The organism is Priestia sp. FSL P4-0332, assembly GCF_038005845.1.
GTDB lineage: Bacteria > Bacillota > Bacilli > Bacillales > Bacillaceae_H > Priestia.
In genome coordinates, this window is sequence record NZ_JBBOUA010000001.1 from 3,593,662 (window position 1) to 3,615,614 (window position 21,953).

Annotated in this window: 23 protein-coding genes and 1 pseudogene; 6 read left to right on the top strand and 18 right to left on the bottom strand. The window is 35.6% G+C overall.

Annotated features, from left to right (window positions below):
- From MKY06_RS18775 to MKY06_RS18820, 10 genes are all read right to left on the bottom strand, one after another.
- Positions 1-1,365, bottom strand: coding sequence for an ethanolamine ammonia-lyase subunit EutB (locus MKY06_RS18775; RefSeq protein ID WP_053487603.1), 1,365 nt, complete (start codon positions 1,363-1,365; stop codon positions 1-3).
- A 17-nt stretch (positions 1,366-1,382) separates the two neighbouring features.
- Positions 1,383-2,828 (bottom strand): ethanolamine ammonia-lyase reactivating factor EutA, encoded by a 1,446-nt coding sequence (locus tag MKY06_RS18780; RefSeq protein ID WP_340961149.1) that lies wholly within the window; start codon positions 2,826-2,828, stop codon positions 1,383-1,385.
- Between the two features lie 198 nt (positions 2,829-3,026).
- Entirely contained in the window at positions 3,027-3,524 is a 498-nt protein-coding gene (locus tag MKY06_RS18785; protein ID WP_053487604.1) for a EutP/PduV family microcompartment system protein, read from the bottom strand.
- A 24-nt stretch (positions 3,525-3,548) separates the two neighbouring features.
- Positions 3,549-3,890 carry an ethanolamine utilization microcompartment protein EutS gene (eutS, locus tag MKY06_RS18790; RefSeq protein ID WP_013058372.1) on the bottom strand — a complete coding sequence of 114 codons (342 nt, stop codon included), beginning with the start codon at positions 3,888-3,890 and terminating at the stop codon, positions 3,549-3,551.
- Between the two features lie 42 nt (positions 3,891-3,932).
- Positions 3,933-5,222 (bottom strand): ethanolamine utilization protein EutH, encoded by a 1,290-nt coding sequence (gene eutH, locus MKY06_RS18795; protein WP_078082073.1) that lies wholly within the window; start codon positions 5,220-5,222, stop codon positions 3,933-3,935.
- Between the two features lie 214 nt (positions 5,223-5,436).
- Positions 5,437-6,009 carry an ANTAR domain-containing response regulator gene (locus MKY06_RS18800; RefSeq protein ID WP_013058374.1) on the bottom strand — a complete coding sequence of 191 codons (573 nt, stop codon included), beginning with the start codon at positions 6,007-6,009 and terminating at the stop codon, positions 5,437-5,439.
- The gene (locus MKY06_RS18805; RefSeq protein WP_061859403.1) at positions 6,002-7,435 is read right to left on the bottom strand and encodes a sensor histidine kinase; all 1,434 of its coding nucleotides are present in this window, start codon (positions 7,433-7,435) and stop codon (positions 6,002-6,004) included. Before MKY06_RS18805 ends, MKY06_RS18800 begins: the two co-directional genes overlap by 8 nt.
- A gap of 610 nt (positions 7,436-8,045) precedes the next feature.
- On the bottom strand, positions 8,046-8,327 hold the full coding sequence (locus MKY06_RS18810; protein ID WP_098526414.1) for a hypothetical protein: 282 nt from the start codon (positions 8,325-8,327) through the stop codon (positions 8,046-8,048).
- A 10-nt stretch (positions 8,328-8,337) separates the two neighbouring features.
- Positions 8,338-8,727, bottom strand: coding sequence for an SHOCT-like domain-containing protein (locus tag MKY06_RS18815; RefSeq protein ID WP_013058378.1), 390 nt, complete (start codon positions 8,725-8,727; stop codon positions 8,338-8,340).
- 13 nt (positions 8,728-8,740) lie between these two features.
- A complete protein-coding gene (locus MKY06_RS18820; RefSeq protein ID WP_013058379.1) occupies positions 8,741-9,106 on the bottom strand; it encodes a DUF2089 domain-containing protein in 366 nt (121 codons plus the stop codon).
- Between the two features lie 272 nt (positions 9,107-9,378).
- On the opposite strand from MKY06_RS18820, the gene MKY06_RS18825 reads away from it, so the two are divergent.
- The 3 genes from MKY06_RS18825 to MKY06_RS18835 are packed head-to-tail and all read left to right on the top strand — an operon-like array spanning position 9,379 to position 10,728.
- Complete coding sequence (locus MKY06_RS18825) at positions 9,379-9,936, top strand: TetR/AcrR family transcriptional regulator (RefSeq protein WP_098449992.1); 558 nt, start codon at positions 9,379-9,381, stop codon at positions 9,934-9,936.
- A 14-nt stretch (positions 9,937-9,950) separates the two neighbouring features.
- Positions 9,951-10,313, top strand: coding sequence for a DMT family transporter (locus MKY06_RS18830; RefSeq protein ID WP_013058381.1), 363 nt, complete (start codon positions 9,951-9,953; stop codon positions 10,311-10,313).
- A 4-nt stretch (positions 10,314-10,317) separates the two neighbouring features.
- Positions 10,318-10,728, top strand: a complete 411-nt coding sequence (locus MKY06_RS18835) for a YvaD family protein (protein ID WP_064471985.1) — start codon at positions 10,318-10,320, stop codon at positions 10,726-10,728.
- 95 nt (positions 10,729-10,823) lie between these two features.
- Here the strand turns inward: MKY06_RS18835 and MKY06_RS18840 are convergent, their stop codons facing one another.
- Both MKY06_RS18840 and MKY06_RS18845 read right to left on the bottom strand, forming a co-directional pair.
- Complete coding sequence (locus tag MKY06_RS18840; protein WP_228540848.1) at positions 10,824-11,813, bottom strand: MFS transporter; 990 nt, start codon at positions 11,811-11,813, stop codon at positions 10,824-10,826.
- A gap of 97 nt (positions 11,814-11,910) precedes the next feature.
- Positions 11,911-13,020 (bottom strand): Gfo/Idh/MocA family protein, encoded by a 1,110-nt coding sequence (locus tag MKY06_RS18845; protein WP_053487607.1) that lies wholly within the window; start codon positions 13,018-13,020, stop codon positions 11,911-11,913.
- A gap of 125 nt (positions 13,021-13,145) precedes the next feature.
- Between MKY06_RS18845 and MKY06_RS18850 the strand changes: the two genes are divergently transcribed.
- The gene (locus tag MKY06_RS18850) at positions 13,146-14,018 is read left to right on the top strand and encodes a LysR family transcriptional regulator (protein ID WP_057273759.1); all 873 of its coding nucleotides are present in this window, start codon (positions 13,146-13,148) and stop codon (positions 14,016-14,018) included.
- A 291-nt stretch (positions 14,019-14,309) separates the two neighbouring features.
- On the opposite strand, the gene MKY06_RS18855 is transcribed toward MKY06_RS18850, so the two are convergent.
- Genes MKY06_RS18855 through MKY06_RS18870 form a run of 4 tightly spaced genes read right to left on the bottom strand, consistent with a single transcriptional unit; the run spans position 14,310 to position 16,269 of the window.
- Positions 14,310-14,480, bottom strand: coding sequence for a hypothetical protein (locus tag MKY06_RS18855; RefSeq protein WP_289916961.1), 171 nt, complete (start codon positions 14,478-14,480; stop codon positions 14,310-14,312).
- On the bottom strand, positions 14,480-14,632 hold the full coding sequence (locus MKY06_RS18860) for a hypothetical protein (protein ID WP_157835277.1): 153 nt from the start codon (positions 14,630-14,632) through the stop codon (positions 14,480-14,482). Before MKY06_RS18860 ends, MKY06_RS18855 begins: the two co-directional genes overlap by 1 nt.
- A 45-nt stretch (positions 14,633-14,677) precedes the next feature.
- Positions 14,678-15,568 carry a prephenate dehydrogenase/arogenate dehydrogenase family protein gene (locus MKY06_RS18865; protein WP_097826852.1) on the bottom strand — a complete coding sequence of 297 codons (891 nt, stop codon included), beginning with the start codon at positions 15,566-15,568 and terminating at the stop codon, positions 14,678-14,680.
- A gap of 20 nt (positions 15,569-15,588) precedes the next feature.
- Complete coding sequence (locus MKY06_RS18870; protein ID WP_029323486.1) at positions 15,589-16,269, bottom strand: S-adenosylmethionine--2-demethylmenaquinone methyltransferase; 681 nt, start codon at positions 16,267-16,269, stop codon at positions 15,589-15,591.
- Between the two features lie 439 nt (positions 16,270-16,708).
- On the opposite strand from MKY06_RS18870, the gene MKY06_RS18875 reads away from it, so the two are divergent.
- Both MKY06_RS18875 and MKY06_RS18880 read left to right on the top strand, forming a co-directional pair.
- A complete protein-coding gene (locus MKY06_RS18875; RefSeq protein ID WP_013058390.1) occupies positions 16,709-17,560 on the top strand; it encodes a MurR/RpiR family transcriptional regulator in 852 nt (283 codons plus the stop codon).
- A gap of 725 nt (positions 17,561-18,285) precedes the next feature.
- Positions 18,286-19,584: a CitMHS family transporter gene (locus MKY06_RS18880; protein ID WP_053487609.1), complete on the top strand. Its 1,299-nt coding sequence runs from the start codon at positions 18,286-18,288 to the stop codon at positions 19,582-19,584.
- Positions 19,585-19,848: 264 nt separating this feature from the next.
- On the opposite strand, the pseudogene MKY06_RS18885 reads toward MKY06_RS18880, so the two are convergent.
- Positions 19,849-20,312, bottom strand: a pseudogene (locus tag MKY06_RS18885) (hypothetical protein).
- A 99-nt stretch (positions 20,313-20,411) separates the two neighbouring features.
- Positions 20,412-21,857 (bottom strand): DHA2 family efflux MFS transporter permease subunit, encoded by a 1,446-nt coding sequence (locus tag MKY06_RS18890; protein ID WP_029323493.1) that lies wholly within the window; start codon positions 21,855-21,857, stop codon positions 20,412-20,414.
- Positions 21,858-21,953 lie beyond the last annotated feature (96 nt).

The following is a 21,953-nucleotide window of genomic DNA, read 5'->3' on the forward strand; positions in this document are numbered from 1 at the left end:
CTACCTTGTAAAAATACTTGGATCTCCTGCATATTTACTTAATTTCCCTTGTTCAAAAATCCCCATTTTCTCGAGCCACTCTGCAAACAAAGGAGAAGGCTGTTTCCCCATCGTTTGCCTTAAAGTCGCTACATCATGGTAGCTCATTGATTGGTAGTTAAGCATACAATCATCACCCATTGGTGTTGCGATAATAAAATTAACGCCTGCAGCTGTTAGCAATACACCTAGATCTTCAATATCATTTTGATCTGCTTTAATATGATTGGTGTAACAAATATCTACACCCATTGGAATTCCATGCATCTTTGCCATAAAATGATCTTCTAAGCCTGCGCGAATAACTTGCTTGTTGTTGTATAAGTACTCAGGTCCAATAAAGCCAACCACGGTATTTACAATGTAAGGGTCGTAATGACGTGCAAACCCATAGTTACGCGACTCTAACGTTAGCTGATCCATTCCAAAGTGCGCTTCAGCTGATAGCTCGGAACCTTGTCCTGTTTCAAAATATAAGCACTGAGGCCCTGTTCCTGTTCCGTGACTCTTAGCTAATTGATTTGCCTCTTCTAGTAAGGCAGCGCTGATTCCAAATGAACGGTTAGCGGCTTCTGTTCCAGCGATACTTTGGAAAATCATATCCGCTGGTGCTCCTTGTTCAATGGCTTTCATCTGAGTCGTAACATGAGCTAAAACACAGTTTTGAGTTGGAATCTCCCAATCATTCATAAAGTTTTTTGTGGCGTGGAGCAGCCGTTTTACACTTTCAACCGAATCATCTACAGGGTTAATACCAATAACGGCGTCTCCAATTCCGTAAGACAGCCCTTCTTTTAACGAAGCAATCATGCCTTCTACATTGTCTGTAGGATGGTTAGGCTGCAGTCTAGAAGCTAAGACTCCTTTTTGGCCAATCGTAATATTGCATTTTGTTAAAATTTCAATCTTATTCGCTGCGTGAACCAAATCAAGATTTGACATTAGCTTTGCTACTGCAGCAATAATTTCACTATTTAACCCTCGACTAATCCTCTTTAAATCCTCACCCGTTGTTTCATCGCTTAAGATATACTCTCTAAGCTCTGCTACGGACCAATTTTTCATTGATTGATAGATGGGCTCATTGACTTGATTTTCAATAATTTGAGATACTTCGTCTTCTTCAGGTGAAATCATTGGATTTTCGCGAATATCAGCAAGTGTTAATTCGCTAAGCACCTCTTTTGCAGCAATTCTTTCTTGAACGGTTTCTGCAGCTAAACCTGCCAGCCGGTCACCAGACTTTTCTTCATTTGCCTTAGCGAACAGATCTTTTAAATCAGAAAATTGATAAACAGCACCTAAATAATGTGTATGTAACTTCACCAGTGAAGCCCCCTTTCTTATGAATGGAACGTAAGGGTTTTGACTACTACCGGTACTACGCTTGTTTGTAGCAGCTGACCAATATCTAAGTAATCACCGTGTTCCACCTTAATTTGATCAATACAAATAATGCTTTGCGACGAATCTTGAGCAACAAGCGTTTGGCCCAATACCTTGGCATGGTCGCTCTCAAGAACAATAATGAGCGGCTGATCTCTTTTGTTTTTTTGTTTCACCGCTTCTAGCAGACCTTTTGCCAATTGTTGAATATCTCGAAATCCTACGTATGGAAGCCCAGATAAGTACAAGGCAAAATTTTGTCCCTCCTGTTGTGGGTCATGTATCTCAATTGCATCTTTTACAGCATCCTTTACGTGATGAACACTTTTTTGAAACCCATCCTTAAAAGAAATTTGATAAACGGGTACATTTCGTACAGGTAAATCTTTGGTTTCTACTTGAATCGTGGCTCCACTGATTTCAGTCGTTTGTGTACCAGCACCAAGAACAGTTGCGCGAACGGTTTCATCAGGCTGAATCCATGACCATCCTTTCAAACTCTGACTACCCCTTAAAGAGTCCGCAAGCATCATTCCTATGTCTTGGTAAGGGGCTTGTTCAAAACCTTTAGATTCATATTGATAGAGGCACTCACTGATTCCACCAGAAAACATAATGACATCAATTTCTTCTTTCCAATTCGGTTCATGACCTAAAAGCAGTACCTTGTCTTCTGCTGTCATGGTACGTGTTAGCATTCTACTAATCACATCGGCCATATAATTTGTTATATTCTTTATCTCTTTTTCCACCATTACGTCACCTGTTGCAAGAGTACTATTCCACTCTCTTAATAGGTTTCTAACGGGTGGCGAAATATTGCTGATTTTATCTTCCGAAAACTCTATCAGCCTGCCTCCTATGTGCAGTGTGCAGGTTCCACACAGCCTTCCCATTCGATAAACTGCTACATTAGCTGTTCCCCCGCCAATATCTACATTGGCAATAGTTTTGCTCATTTTTTTAGAATATTGATAAGCTCCTGATCCTTTTGCTGCAATAATTCCCTCTAAATCAGGACCCGCAGTTGCAACTAAAAACTCACCGGCATGATTTGAAAGATGGTGAATCATTTCTTCCGCATTTTGCTTAGTTGCTGTTTCACCTGTAATAATCACGGCACCTGTTTTAATATCTCCAGAACCAACGTTTGCTTTATCATACTCATTTTTAACAAGCTTCTCTATTGCTTCAATATCGATTGTTGTTGATGTGAGAAGTGGTGTCCGATAAATCGGGCTACGATGAATAATTTTTTTATCAATAATCTCAATACGCGGCAAGTGTGTTCCTCCTGCCATATTCATCAGAGAAAATTGACTTAACACAATTTTGGTTGTGCTTGTTCCTATATCAATTCCTGCGCTGATAATCTCCTCTTTTAGCGGTTCGTATTGTTTCATATCCCTCCACCTCATCAACCTTCAATCAGCAAAAGGTTTTATTCATTACTGATTGCTAATTAGTCGTGTTTTAGTCAAATAAAAAAGGCACCTCATACGAACTATCCCCTAAAAGATAGCTGTATAAGGCGCCTTTGCCCGTGATTTTTTTGTATATTTAGAATATAACTGATTTTTCACAAAATGTAAAGGTTTTCATTAAAAAATAATATATTTCGATTTCCAGTTATCAGTATACTGTTTCATCTCTTGTAAAGACTGACACTGTACCAAAGCTCGAACCTCTTCAAGCCCTTCTTTATTGCGAGAAGAAGTGACAACAATAGGACCATTTACAACTACTTGCCTTGCTTTTTTAATAGCTAAGCTCACATCAGCATCTTTTGCATCACTTTTTGTAATGACCCCAATAGCTAACTTATTAATGCCTGTACTAAAATTAGGTGGAAAGACTGTCTTTTTCTTTGTGGCGTCCTGCAAATATAACACATGTGTAACTTCAAGAGCGGTTGCCATAATATTTTTATAAAAAAAAGGATTTTCAACATATTCTCCAGGTGTATCAACAATCCAATCATAATAGATTAAAGCTTGTGTTTTAACTGCCTCGACCGGCTTTCCAAGCAGAGCATTTGTTAATGTCGATTTGCCGGCACCAATTGAGCCAATGAGCATGGCTCTATTTTTTTTATGCATACGTCTTCCCTCCCTACTATACAATTAGGATTTTGTAATAATTGAAGGCGTGTACCCTAATGTTTCTGAGAGAAAACGATTGATTTCTCTCATGGCCATATCCACTTCCGAAACGCTTCCTACAATAACAAGACTTCCTGTAAAACGATCTAAAAAACCTAACTGAACATGTGCAGCTTTTGTAGCCAAATCCCCTGCAATAATAACCGTTTCGCTTGGAGTTAATGTTAAAATACCTAAAGCTCCTTCTTGTTGTATACCTAATTTTTCGAACATATCCGGATCTGGATTTGCAATTAAATGGCTCAATGTAATTTGTTTTCCCGGCACAAACTCTTGAATAAAACGCTTTTTTTCTTCACTCATAAAAAATTACCTCTCCCTTATCGTACAAATTCTATACAATGCTTACATCACTTGTGTCTTACTGCTTTTTTCTTCTACCTTTTCATTTTCTTCAGCTGCTGAACTTAAGTACTCGTCTTTTCCAATAATGCCTGCTTCACGATCCTTCCTTTCTAGCTCTAAGGCTTTTGGAACAGATAGCCAATATGCTAAACCGATGCCTATTACACCCGCAGAGAACTTCCCGATAATAACTGGGAGAATTAATGTCGGCTGGAAATTGGCTGTAAAGGATAAATGATCTCCTAATAAAAATGCCGAGCAAACTGCAAACGAAATATTAATAACTTTGTCTTTTGGAGGCATGCTTCGAATGAGCTTAAACATCGCCAAAATATTAGCAATTGTAGCTAAAATACCTGCACTGCCTTCTTTACTTAATCCAAGTTTTTTCCCTACAGCTTCAAGCGGCTTTCCTGCATATTTTTGAAGCAAATAAACCATTGGAAATGCACCAGCAAGCATAATGCCAATATAACCTGCTGTTTCTAGCGCACGGAATTGATCCGCTTTATCTGCCATGATCGGATGAAATCCCCAGCTTCCAAATAGATGAGAGAATAAGCCTGTAAAAATTTCAACAATGGAAAAAACAAGAACTAGCTTAATTCCAGCATCCATGATACGCCCAAACCACATAAACCCTTTAATCATTAAATCAGGCAAGAAATATAGTCCTACCGCTAACAGCACAACAAATAATAAAAGTGGAGATAAATTCAAAATAATTTTCAAATAACTTATCGTAAATTCATATGTTGAATCACTTGTAGTGGAAATAATTTTACGCACATCAGAATTGGTTACCATAATTAAAACACTTGAAATAAAAGCCCCAATTGGAATCGTTAACACACCTGACATAACGCCGAGCGCCATATATTTATGGTCGCGTTTATCAAGCATGGCAAGTCCTACTGGAATCGAGAATACAATGGTTGCTCCGGCCATAAATCCTACTATCATAGCCATGACCCATCCTTCATACGACTCTTTTAATACGTGTGCTAATTGATATCCTCCCATATCCGTTGCTAAGATAGAGGTTGCAGCGATAGCAGGATCTGCCCCAATAGCTGAGAAAAAAGGACCGCATACCGTACTAATAAACCACGAAAGATATGGAGTTGCAGCCATGATACCAGCCGCTGGTATAAAAATATACCCGATAGAATGTAACCCTTCCATGAATTGCTTTCCTAATCCTTCATCACTATTTCTAATCGCAGCAATAGCCCCACACACTGCACAAGTCATGATAATATAAATCACGATTTTCCCAATGATAACCACACCCAATTCCCCCTATATGATGATTTTTATTTAAATAGATAATAGTTTAACTATTTCTATCTATTTAAAGCGTATGAAGTAACCTGTCAAGAGCTTTGCTACTAGAGAAAGATTAAAATTGTTCCCTTAAAAAAGACAAAAAGGTGCCAGGTGGTTTTTTATCACTTAAAACCACTAAGCACCTTTGCTCAAACTATTTACTTGTACAGTGAGGTTAAGTTCCATATTTCTCAATGATGTGTTTTGCTAACTTCTCTAGTGTAACCTGCTTTTTCATGCTAATAGTCCGCATTTTTTTGAAAGCACGATCTTCTGTTAAATTATATTTATCCATTAAAATTCCTTTTGCTTTTTCAACAATTTTTCGTTTCTTCAGTTCATTATTCATTTCCTGAACTTTTTGCTCATACATTTTTGCATTTTCTGCTTGCTGTAGAGCGATTTCAACTGCTGGAATTAAATTTGATTCAGCTATCGGTTTTACTAAATAGCCTACTATATTCGCTTTTTTTGCTTTATCAATAAACTCCCTCTGGCTGTATGCTGTCAACAGCAGAATAGGAATATTATATTTATTTGAAATAATTTCACTTGCTTTTAGTCCATTTAACTTAGGCATTTTTATATCCATAATAATCAGATCTGGCTTTAGTGCAAAAGCTAATTCAACCGCTTTTTCTCCATCTCCAGCTTCTCCTACTATTTCATAACCATTATCAGAGAGCATCATTGATAAATCTAGCCGTACAATTGACTCATCTTCAACAATCATAATTCGTTTAGTCACGGTGTCCGCCTCTTTCTAATGGGAACCTAGCTGATGCCATGGTGCCATTTGCAGTTCTCTCAATCGAAAATTGACCAGATAAATCGTGAGTGACCATCATGGTAACTATATCTAATCCTAAAGATGGTTTGGCTTCTTTTGAGTATCCAACACCATTATCTTTAATTGTAACCTCTATCTCACAGTTATTCTGTTGAAAAGAAACGTGAACCTTACCTTCTTCTCGCCCCTTAAACGCATGTTTCATACAGTTTTGAATGAGCTCATTAATAATTAATGCTATGGAGACAGCTTTATCCGACTTTGTAAAAAGCTGAGTGCCCGAATATTCAATTGAAATATTTTTATTTTCATCCGTAGAGCTATACACTAGCATATTACCAATTTTCTCAATCAAACTAAGAATATCTACATTGTCTACACTAGAGTTGGAAAGAATAATCTCGTACACAGAAGCGATACTTAAAATCCGGTTAAGACTCTCGACAAAATGAGCCTTGCTTTCTTCAGGAAGGCCCCTTCTCATCTGGAGCCTTAATAAACTCGCAATAGTCTGTAAATTATTTTTGACGCGATGATGAATTTCTTGAATCATGACTGATTTGACAACAAGTTCTCTTTCTCTCTCTCTAAGTTCAGTCATATCTCGAAATGTAATAAAAGCGCCATTCGTTGGATTTTCTTGTTTTAAACTAACTTTTTTGACTTGAAACACCTTATTTAAAATGGTCACTTCGTGCATAAACAACTTTTCTGGATGATAAAATAACTCTTCTAAACAAGGAAAATATTCGATGATTTGATTGCCTGTCTTACATTCTGAGGAACAGACTTCAGAAACCAAATTAAAAGCAGCAGAATTAAAATATAGAATGTGTAAATTAGGATCAATAAAGAAAAGTGCCTCTCCAATAAACTCTGGAATAAGCGAAGCATTTTCTGTCATCTCCATTAAAATTTCGCTTAACGTATCATTTGTATTTGATAACGTTTTCATTTTTTCTTGACGTTCAACTACTTCACTGATATCTTTCTCCATAATCAATGTAGCAATTACACGATTATTAAATCCTTTAATAGGAACCACACTTTGTTCTACCGTTTTTCCTTCTTGTGTTAAGGCACGATTTAAAGACATCGGTTTTCCATTTTGCAGCGTGTAAAATACTGCTGGTTCAAACGCTTCGTACACAAATTTCCCTGCGACTGGACGTTCATAAACTGACGGTGCAGTTTCTGGTGCAGCTTCTGCCACTACAACTGCATGCTGTCCTTCTTTTGTTAAACAATCGATAAACACATTTGCTCCGTTTAAATCAGCAATAAGCGGCAAATTTTTAGCAACTTCATCAATCTTTTGAATATCGACTTCTGCTAGATTTGTATGAAGTCTGCATAAAGAATTTAAGGATAATGTATGAGTCATATGTAAACTCCTAGCTGCTTTTAAACATTTAAGCATTAAAATATTAGAATATAATAAGTATTATATTTTTCTGAACTTTCTTTGTCAATGACCCATTTTGACGCGAAAATATTTACTTTATGAAGGAAACCTTATTTCTTCTATGACTTATCACTTCTTTTTCTAAAGGTGAAAGTGGAAGATGTTGGTATACACTCCAGTTTAATTCGCATAGATATAGTCCCTGGGCTTTAAAGCTTTTTACATAAAAATTAGTATTCTGTTATTTTGTTAGTAATAGCTTATGATAGTGAGTTTTGGATTTTTTAAAAAGATAAAATCAACTACAGAGCTGCTTAATAAAAAGAAATACTTAATAAAATCAAGTAGCAAAGGGGCGTTTTAATACGATGTCAGTGTGGATAGGAATATGGATTGCTATGTTTGTTGCCATATTTTAGGGCACATATTCCGGATATAGGTTAAATAAGAAAAGGAAAGAAGCAGAGAAAAAAAGAGATCATACAGCACGATAGCAAACTGTATGATCTCTTTTTTTAGCCTTTTTTACATCTATATGGACGAATAAGGTTTTATTTTTACACGCGGGTAGGCACTTTGCAAAGCTACATCATAGTTTAACTCTTACTTCCGTACCGTCAGCAGCTTTGACATCTACTAGTACCATTCCCTTATGTTTCTTCAGTTCCTTAACAATAGGCTTTAGCATGCTTTTATCTATTATCGGAAAAGTAAAATTCAGCTCTTTTCTTTTAAAATGTTCTTTTGTCCATTTATCTGCATGCTTCTGGATAAATTTCGAAAAAACAACGCTGCTAACAACGTTTAAAAGAGCATATGGAATAGGGATGTTAAACCGAGCTTCTTTGGTTTTCACTTTTACATGAATCATAAGCGAACCATTACTCAATAATGACTGAAACGGTATCGCCGTTTGCCGATTTAATATCAACAATTTGACCATCTAACTCATTTTCAATTGCCTCAACAATAAGGTTTATGTCTATATCTTTCACATATTTTTCTGATTGAGGAATACTCGCTGCGATGCTGTGTCCAGCCATTAATACCAGCTTGACAAGTTTGATAGGCAAATTAACCTTCACATTATCGTTTTCAGTTGACACAACTCGAATTTTTAACGTTTTATCTAAATACACATTTGGTTTCTTCAAAAGCGTATTTCCTGTTTCTTCTTTCTCTTTTAATACTTGAATCAGTTCTGATCCCTTTTCCGCATCAATTTTGCCTTCTTGAACCATTGTTAACACTTTTGTAATTTCCTCTTTCATAAAAAATCCCTCCCTATTCTCCTTTTAAAAGCTTAATGGCTTCTTCTGCTGTAATTTCACCATTTTCTAACATGGACACAACTTTTTTCTCATCTACTTCGTTTTTCTTCTTCTCTACATATCCAAGGGACGAAATGATGTCTGTGAGCTTGCCTCGGACGGTTGGATACGAAACGCCCAGTTCCTTTTCCACTTCTTTGATATTTCCTCTGCAGGTTAAAAATACTTCTACAAAATGAAGCTGATCACTTGATAAGGATGCCAGTTTAGATAATTCAAACTCATTTTCAATTGTCGTGTGACAATGAGTGCACTGCAGCTTTGTAATTTTTAATGTTTCACTGCAAACAGGACAATTTGTAATTACTTTATAAGCCATAATCAAATCTCCTTCTTTTAGTTAATTTGATTATATAACAAATATTTAATATTAAAAACAATAAAATTAAATAATTTTATATTAAAAATTAAATATATTAACTTTAATTTTAAAAATATTGATAAATTGCTCTAAAACCAAACAATAAGAGCCCAGATCCTTCACATCTAAAAAAGTAAACACAAGATAAAAATGTTTATTTTTCGGAAAAATATGTTGTGAAATACATTTGGTACTATAAAATTATTCCTGGTACCAAATGGAGGTTTTTTATGAAAGAAAGAATTACACAAGAAGCCATTTCTTTAATTCAGCAAAAAGGGGTGTCTTTTACTATTAGCGATTTGGCTAAGAATTTAGGAACGAGCAAACGAACCATGTACCAACATTTCAGCTCCAAAGACGACATCATTGACTCGATAATTGAAAATCTCATCCTACAGATCAAGAACAAAGAAGAAGAAATCTTCCATGATGAAAGTCTAAGTTTACCGGAAAAGATTACTCAAGTTCTTATATGTGTTCCTGAAGAGTTTAGCACAATGGACATTCGCCTATTAGCAGATTTAAAACGGCTTCACTATAATCAATGGGTTAAGATAGATGACTTTCTAAAGCAAGAGTGGGATCTAGTGGTAAAACTTATGGAAGAAGGCATAGAAACCGGAGTTATACGTGAAATTAATTTACAACTGTTTGTAGAGCTATACTTGGGCGCAATCAACCAAATTTATCAGCCAAACTTCTCGCTAAACACTAAACTCACAATGAGTGAAATATTAAAATCTGTTATGGATATTCTTTTGAATGGCATTTCTATAAAAAAATAAGGTGGCGAAAAGATTTGCATTGGATTTATCTATGTTTAGCTATTCTTTTTGAAGTAGCTGGTACAACGTCCATGAAATTATCAGACGGTTTTACTAAAGTTATACCAAGTGTGCTACTTATACTTTTTTATATTTGTAGTTTGTGCTTTTTAACGTTAACTTTAAAAAGTTTAGAGGTTTCAATCGCTTACGCTATTTGGTCAGGGATGGGGATTATAATTATTACGCTAATTGGATTTATGTACTTTAATGAAAGTGTAAGCCTGCTAAAAATTGTTGCTATAGCTCTAATCATTATCGGCGTAGTGACATTAAATATGACCGGGGAAAAAGAAGCTAATACTAGTAAATCAACTTTGGAAGAACACACGAGGTAAAAAGATGAAATATTTAAAACCTTTTTTTCTTGTCACAGATATCGGATTTATTATCTATTGGATTGTTACTTACTTTGAATGGATACCCAAAAGTGCAGCCTTCAAAGATTATGATAACCCCATAGTCATAGCTTGGAACTGGTCGTTCTTCCCTCTAGATATTCTTGTTTCATTCACTGGATTGTTTAGCCTATATTTATACAAGCTGCATAGAGAATCATGGAAAGGTTACGCTTTAATTTCTCTAGTGTTAACATTTTGCTCAGGGCTACAAGCTATTGCGTATTGGGCATTTATTAAAGATTTCGATTTCACATGGTGGGCTTTTAATTTGTACTTGATGATTTACCCTCTATTCTTTATAAAATTACTTATAAAAGATAACGGCAATCAAAAAAGCAACCTTTCCTTATAATGAACGTTTTAAAAATTGTAAGAATTAATGAATAGCAGCATTCACTAATAAAAGAGGTAAGATTGGCTTAATCTTACCTCTTGGAACTTGCTCTTTTATGGTGCAATATCTTCTAAAACCTTTTCACGTGTTTCAATCATCTTAAATGCCATAAATGCACCTACTGCAGCTACACAAGCAAACAGAACAAAAACAGAGGTAATTCCCTTGGCGCCTAACACAAAGCCAAGTATCGTAGGAGCAATAGCCGAAGCTAGTCGCAGCCATGCTGTCGCAAACGCGATTCCAAGTACTCTCATACGTGTTGGATAAATTTTTGGCGTGTAGAGATAGAGTAGAACCGTAATTGTTCCCATAACGCCGTAAGCTGCTGAACCTAAATACATAACACTTTCGGCAGATTTGGCACCATTAAACCAAAGTGTCGTTAAAAGTAAGCCTACAACAAGAAAAGCAATAGTTGCCCACCTTTTACGGCCAACTCTATCAATAAGTAAGGCGCAAGCAAACACAGCCACTGTTTGAATCACATTCGTTAGTGACGCTGCGTGTAGAGAATCCTCTAATGGAAGATTATAAACTGTTTTATATAAACTTGGGAGCCAGTTGTTAAGTCCATTCGCAACAAAGTAGGAAGAAAACCAAAGTGTCCAGACAATTAGCGTTCTACTGCGGTAAAAAGGGGAAAATAATTCTTTCCAATTGCCTTTTACTACAGCTTGAGGTGCACTAATTTTTGCTTCTATACGTTTATCCGTACTCGATTCAATTTCTTCAATTACTCGTTCTGCTTCGTCAAACCTGCCCTTTGAAATTAACCAACGAGGCGATTCACGCAGCTTAAAGAAAAATAAAAAGACAATTAATCCGCCGATACCACCGATCAAAAACATCCACTTCCACCCAAAGCTAGGTACAACTAAAGCACCAATCTGCGCGGATATCATTAACCCTAGCGGAAAAATCATCTCATACAGCATAAAAAAACGTCCCCGTCCTTGTGCAACTGAAAGTTCATTTATATAAGCTGCAGCAACAGGAACTTCACCACCTACTCCGATGCCTTGTACGAACCGCAGCCACATAACACCTTTAGCTGCCTTTCACCTTTAATTGTATACGTTCCAAGAAGTGATAAACCTAAATTATTTTACATAATATACATGTTGTTATGAATATGCCTTACCTATCAAGTACTACTTTTTCACCAGTCTCTGCAGATGTCCGAACCGCATCCAATAGCTGATGAAGCTTAACGGCATCATTGAAGTTGGGAATTTGACCTCTATTTTCGAATATATCTTTTGCCAACATATTATAAGCCTTTTCAACATAGCCTTTTGGATTATTATCTTTTACTGAAGATACGTTTATTTCTTCAAAATAAACACCTTTAGCACTTAATAAATAAGTAGGATATTTAACTTTTTCGACTTTGAGATCACCAAATTGCACGTGGCCTGAGGAATGATTTTGTGTTAAACGAAAAACCCCCTTTTCCCCTCTAATCTCTAATTGAAAAGCTGGATAAACTCCGCCTTGAATATGGACAGAAGCCGAAATGTCATCGATGAGTGTCCCTTGTATTAAGATTTGGTCCGCTGTATCTTTTGGTATCGTAACTCCTGTTCCTTGTATGAGAGTTTCTGTATAATGCGTATTCATTACAGCCGATAACTCTCTAAAATCACCTAAGATGTAGCAAAGAACATCAAGCGAGTGCCCACCGTTAATGGTAAGAAGGTTCGCTCCGTTTTCTTTTTTCAAAATATAACTGTTTGCTTCATCTGTTACTCCCCCTTTCCCTTGTGTGGCTACCTGCATGGTGCAGGAAATGATTCTCCCAATTTCTCCTTGTTTAATAGCCTCCTTTATATAATTCACTTCGGGAGATTGTCTTGCTTGTAATCCAATAGCATGGTGAATGTTCGCCTGACCCGCTAACCTTGCTAGTTTAACAGCCTGCATAGTATTTATGCCTAACGGCCACTCGCAATAAATATGTTTATTTTTCTCTATGGCTGCAATTGAAGCTTTGTAATGGAATGGAACTTTTACACTAACTACTACTAAATCAACATCTTTAGATTTAGCTAATTTCTTATAATCTGTGAAACTATGGGAAGCATGAAGTACCCTCGCACTTTCCTTTGCGGTTTCTGCTTTTGATGTTCCAATCGCGGTTATTTGATAAAAAGGGTTTTCTTTAAGTACTGGAATATGTGTTTTACTCGCCCATTGATTATTCAAAGATCCTCCTATAATTCCTACTTTTATTAATTGATCCGTCATTAGACATTCCTCCAAAATTTTGTAGAAAATCTTACCTTTTAATCAAGTATAATTAAAATGAATCATCATTTTAAATGTTAAAATATGATGGATATATCACTTTTTTTGATGGATGGTGAAAATGAATGGATATTGAAAACATGAAAGCTTTCGTTTCAGTGGCGGAATTAAGAAGTATATCTGCTGCTGCGATGAAATTGAACCATCTGCAATCTAATATGACCGCAAAAATAAAGAAAATTGAAATGTATTATAACCAAGAACTGTTTATCAGAAATTCAAAAGGAGTTAAATTAACAAAACAAGGAGAAAAATTGTACCATCAATTTAAAAAAATATTGCATCTTTGGGAAGAAACTGAAAATAAAATGAAAAAACAAGACGAAAAACTCCGTATTGGTACCATGATATCAGTTGGGGGAACTGAATTCTCAAGCGCTTTAAACAAACTTTATAACACATATCCCGATTTAGCAGTAACGTTAAAAACCGGTTCAACCGAATATATTGAAAATCAAGTTCTACTTGGACAAATTGATGTAGCTTATACAATTGGATCATTAAACAACAAAAAGATAAGGTATAAAGAAGTAGGAGTAGAAGAAATGGTTGTAATTGGTCGAGGGATTGATCAACACACAACATTTGATGATTATGTAAGACAAAAAAATATACTTGTACTATCTGATAAGTGCTTGTACATGACAATACTACATAATATTTATGTGAGCTTAAATATTGAACAAGGTGACATTATTGAAGTGGGTGATCCAGAAACATTAGTACAATTTGCATTAATGGGTATGGGTATTTCCTTAGTATCTAAGCGTATCGCAAATCGTTATAACATCAACAATTATTTAGAAGTTCCATCAACCTATAGATACACTGACTTTTATCTCATCTCTCGCCTAAATTATGAATTTACCCCTATAGAAAAACAGTTTATTGAGTTAAATAACTCCCTTAGCGACACTTTTAAAGGAATGGAAGTTTAACATCGAGGTTACAGTTCTTCCTGTAACCTCTTTTACAATTCCTTACCTGCAATTATCTTTTATATAAGTGTCATATGAGGTATTTTTTAATTTCCACAAGTTTGATCATGGGAAGCAGCCTTTCCAATTCCTGTGCCGCCATTGGTTACCAACACTATCTTATTTTTAAACATAACGTTTATATCTCTTTTATTATCAAGCTCTGGAGAATTACCATATTTGCTTGTTCATTCATTTTGTTTGGTCTTCTTCACTATCTTTTTTAAGTAGATTTCCTAAACCTAAAAGAACTCAGTTAACAGCTAGGGGAGAAGCTGGATTATAATAACAGATAATTTCAGAAAAAATTTTATGATTTTGTAATTTCACGGAAGTTTCTCTTGCCTCCCTTTCTGTTTTAAATTCAAACATGATAATATTATTTTCTCTTGAATAAGCATTGATTACAGTAACCACCCACATTAAAAACCCCCTAGGGTTGTTACAATTAAATTTGATTCTGATAAATGAATATCTCTGGCATTCTTATGAGTAACTGTTATACCTGTAGACTTATTTGGAATGAACCCCTTTTCTAACCAAATAGAACCGCTTTGAAAATTCCATGTTCCCAAGTAAATCCCCCCGTATCTTACTATTGATACAATAAATTAGTTTATTTAATTGTTTACAGCAGCATCTTCTTTACACGCTTTGATAACATCCAACCAGTGGTCTGGCTTTTGTCCTTTAAACTTCTCTTTCAAATTAAATGATGCTAATGTTTCTAACTTACTTTTTGCTGCTTTAGACATAACCGAGTTTAAATTAGAAGCCTCTAGCATTTGAATAGAGCCGTCTAACTCAATTGATCTTCTTAACGCATGTATAGAAGTCCCCGTTACTAATCGGTTCATTGTTTCTCTAAAGCTCTTACTATCTAGAGTTTCACTAATAGAATCTAAGACTAATTGTTCTACATTAAATTCATGAGAAGCTTCTAATAACTCTAGATAAAGAGCAACTACACCTTTCATATAAATGCTGCGAATTAGTTTTACAGCAGAGGCATCACCAGGTTTTTCACTTACTTTAGTTATGTCCATACCGTACGGAGTCATTAAGGAAATCAGTCGATCTACACCATTACCACTTGCTGAAATAGGAACCTTATGTTTATAAACCGGCAGGGGACCTAGCATTGCGGCATCCACAAAGAATGCATTCTTTTCTTGTATATTTGTGTTAACTTTTTGTTTCACGATAGGAGTGGAAGCTGATACATCTACATAGATACAATCTTTCTTTATAAATGGTTTTAGCATTTCACTAACTTCAAGTGCTTTATCTGCGGGTACTGCTACCATTACTATATCTGCTTGTTTTAAAACTTCTTCAGGTCTATAAAGAAGTTTTACTTGAGCTTGAGCAGCTCGTTCTTTAATTTGTGGACCATATGTAGGATGGTCTATCATAACATCATGAGCAAAAATGGTTTCTAAACCTTCGCCTTTTAAGCCAACTGATAACTCAAAGGCCGCCTCTCCAAATCCAATAAAACCTAATTTCACTTTAAAGCTCCCCCTTCTGTTTATAATCCATATGCTTTCATCTGTTCTCTTAACCATGAAGGTTGAATGTTACCTCCAGATTCACCTTGCAGACGCGCTTTTTCAAATGCTTCGATCGTTTCTAAACGCGTTTTCTCATACTCTAGTTTTTTTTCAGCTTTAAAAAGAACCTCTTCAATCTTTTCTTTTGGAACTACAACAACTCCGTCATCATCACCTATAATTAGATCTCCTGGAATGACGGATACTCCTCCACAAGAAATAGGTTTATGTAACTCACCTGGCCCGTCTTTTAAGGGGCCATTTGGAATAAATCCTTTTGAGAAAATAGGAAATCCTGATTGACTAAGGGTCTCTTTGTCCCGAACTGCCCCATCTATAATAATCCCCTCAAGTCCAATAGCTTTAGCTGCAGCTGCCATTAATTCTCCAAGGTAAGCATTTGCCGTATGCCCCTTTCCATCAGCAACTAGTACATATCCTTCTGTACCATCATAGATTGCCTGATGAAGAAATAAGTTATCTCCAGGTCTTAAACTTACAGTTAGAGCAGTTCCAACTACCTTCATTCCTGTAGATACAGGCTTAATTTTATAATCCATTGAGCCTGTACACCCCATTGCATCGGATATAAGAGTTGTGTTAAGAAGGTTTGCTCTCTTAATAATGTCTTCAGATAATACTGGTGCTAAATTACTCACTGATATACACTCCTCTTCGATTTTAATATATTCTAATCAATGCTCTACTCAGGATAACGCTTACAAAATTAAAGTAATAAAATTAGATATTGCCCCCCTCCTATTCGCAGAATATCTACAGTTTATTTGCTGCATTTTTGAAAAAGATAGAAAAACATCGTAAAAAATAAATAAAGTAATAAATATTACTACATTTAATATTTTAGTAATATTTATTACAACAACCTTAAATGTATCTTATCACCGGTGCCTAATAAAGTAAATCTATTTTTATAAATAAAGCACAGGAAAAACATATCCTAAGCTTTATTACTTAGAAGAAACATTTTTACATAAAAAAGTAAACATGCTAAAATTCAAGTAAGTATTGTGATAAATACTTTTTATATGCTTAAAAAAATAAAATTTACAATATAATCTGTTTAATTGGAGCGAAGGTATGGAAAATCCAATATTAAAATTAAAAGATAATATCTCACAACTAACAGAAACTCAACGGAGAGTAGCAGACTATATCCTTAAAAATCCTGTCGATGTAGCTTTTTTAACGGTTGATCAATTGGCTTTGACAGTAAAAACTAGTACGACCACGATAATGAGATTAGCTTTTAGTCTAGGCTATTCTGGATATGCAGAGTTTCAAAAAGGACTTCAGGAGCTTTTACGTAACAATGCTGCTCCTCAAATCAGATTAGAAACAAATTTGAAGGGCTTAGATGAGAGTGATTTGTGGATGCGCTGTGCAGAAAGTCAATTCAATAACATTCAATCAACAGTAGAAATGATTTCTACAGAGAGCCTAAATAAAGCGTTAGAAATGATTGTCTCTGCAGACCGAATATTTTGTACAAGCGTTAGAAGTGGTTTACCCGTGGCACAGCATCTATCTTTTGGGCTTAATCGACTACTCGGAAACTGTGAGCTAATTGTCTCTGACTTAAGTGATTGGGTGGATAAAGGAATTACTTTAACTTCTAAAGATTTAGTTATTGCAACCTCCTTTCCAAGGTACGCTAGAAGAACTGTTGAGTTTGTAACAGCTGCCAAAAGTAACGATGCCAAGGTCATTTCAATTACCGACAGTTATTCTTCTCCTTTAGTTAAGTACTCAGATTTAGTACTGACTTGTAGCTCGAGTAGTATCGCTTTTCATAATTCACCTATAGCGTCGCTACTTGTGGCCGATTATCTTGTAAGTGCGATAGCTATAAATTATCCAGAAAAGACAAAGGATCGTCTCGATAAAATCACTTCAGTCCTTACAAAAATTAATTATCATTACACTGATTAAATTTACGAATGTGGTAAAAGCATGAAATATCGAATGTATAAAATAATTCGATATTTTATGTTTTTACCACTTTTTTATTTTTTTAATTAAGTCTAATACTTCCCTTTCACTTTTCATTTCTATAAAAAAACATTTACTTTTCATTAGAAGCCATGATAGTATACTTTTAAATAGTCACAATTATTACAACAATTAAATAAAAAGTAATAATTATTACTTCAAACGATGGGTTGTAATAATGAATATAGTTAGTTCTGTAAAATCATTTTTAGATATCATCCGGAGATATCTGACTGCTCCCCTACTAAGATATTACAAAGTGACTATAAGTTTATTAACTCTAACACTTGTATTTTGCTTGTTAACACGCAAATGATGAGAGCACTACCTTTGGTTCTAAGCAATCATCAACAAAAGATTTTAGTAAAGGAGTGATTGGTTAAGGAACACGAGAATAGAAAATAATTTGTTAATGATTCTATATATCCAGTAGGCTTAAGGGGGAATTCACGTTAGCTTTTTTGTAAACCCTTACATTCATTCTAGGAATATTTTTTAAAGCAATAAATTGTAAAAGGTACCTAATTATTTTTACTCATAAATGATTGTGAAAAGCAGCTTTATAATAAAGAATGATAGTTAGATAGTTTCATGAGAATTTAAAAAGTATGACATTAAAGATAAACAAGAGGGAAAATGAAAGAAAGTTCTAGAGGGGGTATAATATGTTAACATTTTTAGGTTTTTCGATGATTGTAGTATTTATGTATTTAATTATGAGTAAGCGTTTGTCTGCCTTTAGTGCATTAACGGTGGTTCCTATTGTTTTTGCTTTATTGGGCGGATTCACTGATTTAGGACCAATGATGATGAAGGGTCTTGAAACCATTGCTCCGACAGCAATTATGATTATCTTTGCCATTCTATATTTTGGCGTGCTGATTGATACAGGATTATTTGATCCTCTGGTCGCAAGAATTATAAAGATGGTTGGCGGCGATCCTTTAAAAATCGTGATGGGTACTGCAGTACTTTCTCTGATAGTTGCTCTAGATGGTGACGGTACCATTACATATCTAATTGTAGTAACTGCATTTCTCCCACTATACAATCGATTAGGTATGAATAAACTTATTTTAGCCTGTATTCCTGCCCTAGCAATGGGTATCATGAATTTGACTCCGTGGGGTGGTCCTGCTGTACAAGCTACGGCGGCGGTAAAAGCAGATGTAACGGACTTACTGTTACCACTTATTCCTTCTATGATTGCAGGCACGATTTGGGTTTTAGGGGTTTCTTATTTTCTTGGACGACGTGAACGTAAAAGACTAGGAGTTATCAATATAGATACAGAATTCAACGATGAAATTGCTGCAGCTCTTGATGTAGGAATGGATGCATCAATAAAGCGCCCAAAATTATTCTGGTTCAACTTAATCCTAACACTTTTACTTCTAACTGCTCTAGTTCTAGGGTTCTTGCCGTTACCAGCTTTGTTTATGATTGGTTTTGCTATCGTGATGATTGTTAATTACCCAAATTTACAAGATCAAAAAGAGCGCTTACATGCTCATGCAGGAAATATATTAACGGTGGTTTCCATGATATTTGCTGCAGGTATATTTACTGGAATTATAGATGGAACAGGTATTGTTAAAGCTATGGCGGATACTTTAATAGCAGTTATTCCTGATGCTCTTGGACCAAAATTAACAGTAATTGTTGCGCTTATAAGTATGCCATTTACTTTTTTCATGGCAAATGCTCCCTTCTATTTCGGGATTATTCCTATTATGTCTGAAACGGCTGCGCACTTTGGTATCCCTCCACTAGAAATTGGCCAAGCTTCTCTACTGGGACAACCCTTGCATCTATTAAGTCCGCTTCAAGGTTCTATTTATGTCTTAGTGGGACTCCTAGGTATTGATATAGGTGACCATATTCGCTTTGCTGCCAAGTATGCCATTGGAACAGCGTTAGTTATGACGATTGTGGCTGTATTATTTGGAATACTATCTATATGAATGATTTATAGAAACATAAAAAAGGAGGGCTGATTCCTGAAAACAGCTCTCTCTTCTATATATTTAACTTTAATTACATTAAAGATTGAAATACAACATAAGCCAATTACTAATCAGTCATGACTGATACAGTATCTCCGTTTGTCAATTTGATCTCAACAATTTGGCTACCTAATTCATTTTCAATTGCTTGAATAATAAGATTGGTGTCTATATCTGTAAAACTTTAAAAGGTGCTTACATAGTTCTACTTAAGTTTTTAAATCAACTCCATTTTTTTGCCTTTTCAAATAAATACTGCACTCCATATAACAAATATGCTTTGTAGTGAAGGTAGATAAAAAATTGAAAATGATTTAACCGGTTTAGACTTACAATTTTCAACCTTTTAAGAACATCAATGAAGAAAAAAGCAAAGATTCCATCAACTACAATATTCAGTAGTAAAAACTTCTTAAAGTTTCCATACGAAGATTTAAGCAGCCACATTGAAAGAGGCAGGCATATAAGGCCCAATACTAAAAGGAAGTTCATCTTTTATAAACGAATCTTTTTTATCATAAAATCTCCACCACTTCCTCTGATGCCCATACAAATGATTAATAATTTCAAAGATAATAATAAAAATCTCTGCTAACGCATAACGTCTTATGCTGTGTTTTCCTATAAAAAACAACGATAACCACGGAATCGCTATTATAGATAGTAAATCCTAAGTGTTTTTTGATATCATAAGTGAACTCACCTCAATGTACTTTATCTAGTTCTTCTTATAGTGTCCGCCTATTACAAAAAAACACAGACCATCCAATGGTCTGTGTTTTTTATTAATGTGCTTTTTGTTCAACATTAACTCTCTTGATAAAGAACGAGATAACCAATCCAACAATTGAAACAATAATCGCAAAGATGAACGCATGCTGAACACCATTGGTAAAGGCAAGAACTTGATTTAATGGATCCATTTTATCTGATACCGTCTCAAGGAAGCTTCTTGAACCTGATGAAAGAATGGAGATTCCAACAGCTGTTCCAATTGCGCCTGAAACCTGCTGTAAAGTGTTCATAATCGCTGTTCCATGCGGGTACAGCTCAGGTGGAAGCTGGTTTAATCCGTTTGTTTGAGCCGGCATCATAATCATCGAAATGGCTATCATAAGCGCAATGTGCAGAGCAACGATAAACCCTGTTGACGTTTCCAGCGTTACGGTTGAAAAACCATACATGGTGCCGGCTACAATCACAAGACCAGGGATAACTAACCATTTGGGACCAAAGCGGTCAAATAATCCGCCCATAACCGGTGAAAGAATTCCGTTAATCACTCCTCCAGGAAGAAGCATTAGACCAGCGGCAAAGGTTGATAAAGCTAATGATGTTTGTAAGTATAAAGGTAAAATCATCATCGCAGACAGCAGTACCATCATGCAGACTAGAATTAACAGAAGACCGATTGTAAACATGGGATACTTAAAGGCTTTAAGGTCTAGCATTGGCTCTTTCATCTTCGTTTGACGAATAGAGAATGCCACTAATGCAATGGTTCCAATCACAAGAGTTAGAACAACCTGTAGACTTCCCCAGCCTCCGCCTTCTCCAGCGCTGCTAAATCCAAACACAATTCCTCCAAAACCTACTGTTGAAAGAACAACAGAAATTATATCGATTTTTGGCTTCGTTGGTGTGGTAACGTTCTGCATAAAGAAAGCTCCAAACACTAAGGCAACAAATAACAGCGGAAGTGAAATCCAGAAAATCCAGTGCCACGTTAATGTTTTTAAGATTAAGCCTGATACGGTTGGTCCAACAGCTGGCGCAAACATAATAACAAGGCCGATAATCCCCATTGACTTTCCACGTTTATGCGGCGGGATAATAACAAGAATCGTGTTAAACATAAGCGGTAAAAGTAAAGCAGTTCCAACGGCTTGCACGACACGGGCAATCATGAGTACCCCAAATGTTGGTGCAATAGCGGCAATAAATGTTCCAATGATGGAGCAGATTAGAGATGCTATAAAAAGCTGTCTGGTTGTAAAACGCTGAAGAATAAAACCTGAAATAGGTACTAGGATTCCTAATGTTAACAGATACCCTGTTGTCAGCCACTGTGCGGTTGTTTCGTGAATACCAAAGCCAGAAATTAGCTCCTTTAACGCCATATTTAAAGCCGTTTCACTAAATAAACCAATAAATCCAGCAATAAGAAACGACGTAATAATCGGCAGCACTTTGATGTTAGAGCTTTCGGCCACTGTTTGTTGATTACTCATATTAAATTGTCTTCCTCTCTTTTACATACTCTTTTTAGTGAACGTTTTTCTATCTCAATGATAAGTTGATTAGCAGACAAACAATGCATATTGATA

What these genes read in the sequence shown, in the direction of transcription:
- MKY06_RS18780 (WP_340961149.1), bottom strand. Translation starts at nt 2,828, where the DNA reads ATGAAACAATACGAACCGCTAAAAGAGGAGATTATCAGCGCAGGAATT.
- MKY06_RS18785 (WP_053487604.1), bottom strand. Translation starts at nt 3,524, where the DNA reads ATGCATAAAAAAAATAGAGCCATGCTCATTGGCTCAATTGGTGCCGGC.
- eutS (WP_013058372.1), bottom strand. Translation starts at nt 3,890, where the DNA reads ATGAGTGAAGAAAAAAAGCGTTTTATTCAAGAGTTTGTGCCGGGAAAA.
- MKY06_RS18805 (WP_061859403.1), bottom strand. Translation starts at nt 7,435, where the DNA reads ATGACTCATACATTATCCTTAAATTCTTTATGCAGACTTCATACAAAT.
- MKY06_RS18810 (WP_098526414.1), bottom strand. Translation starts at nt 8,327, where the DNA reads ATGATTCATGTAAAAGTGAAAACCAAAGAAGCTCGGTTTAACATCCCT.
- MKY06_RS18815 (WP_013058378.1), bottom strand. Translation starts at nt 8,727, where the DNA reads ATGAAAGAGGAAATTACAAAAGTGTTAACAATGGTTCAAGAAGGCAAA.
- MKY06_RS18820 (WP_013058379.1), bottom strand. Translation starts at nt 9,106, where the DNA reads ATGGCTTATAAAGTAATTACAAATTGTCCTGTTTGCAGTGAAACATTA.
- MKY06_RS18825 (WP_098449992.1), top strand. Translation starts at nt 9,379, where the DNA reads ATGAAAGAAAGAATTACACAAGAAGCCATTTCTTTAATTCAGCAAAAA.
- MKY06_RS18835 (WP_064471985.1), top strand. Translation starts at nt 10,318, where the DNA reads ATGAAATATTTAAAACCTTTTTTTCTTGTCACAGATATCGGATTTATT.
- MKY06_RS18840 (WP_228540848.1), bottom strand. Translation starts at nt 11,813, where the DNA reads ATGTGGCTGCGGTTCGTACAAGGCATCGGAGTAGGTGGTGAAGTTCCT.
- MKY06_RS18845 (WP_053487607.1), bottom strand. Translation starts at nt 13,020, where the DNA reads ATGACGGATCAATTAATAAAAGTAGGAATTATAGGAGGATCTTTGAAT.
- MKY06_RS18850 (WP_057273759.1), top strand. Translation starts at nt 13,146, where the DNA reads ATGGATATTGAAAACATGAAAGCTTTCGTTTCAGTGGCGGAATTAAGA.
- MKY06_RS18855 (WP_289916961.1), bottom strand. Translation starts at nt 14,480, where the DNA reads ATGTGGGTGGTTACTGTAATCAATGCTTATTCAAGAGAAAATAATATT.
- MKY06_RS18875 (WP_013058390.1), top strand. Translation starts at nt 16,709, where the DNA reads ATGGAAAATCCAATATTAAAATTAAAAGATAATATCTCACAACTAACA.
- MKY06_RS18880 (WP_053487609.1), top strand. Translation starts at nt 18,286, where the DNA reads ATGTTAACATTTTTAGGTTTTTCGATGATTGTAGTATTTATGTATTTA.
- MKY06_RS18890 (WP_029323493.1), bottom strand. Translation starts at nt 21,857, where the DNA reads ATGAGTAATCAACAAACAGTGGCCGAAAGCTCTAACATCAAAGTGCTG.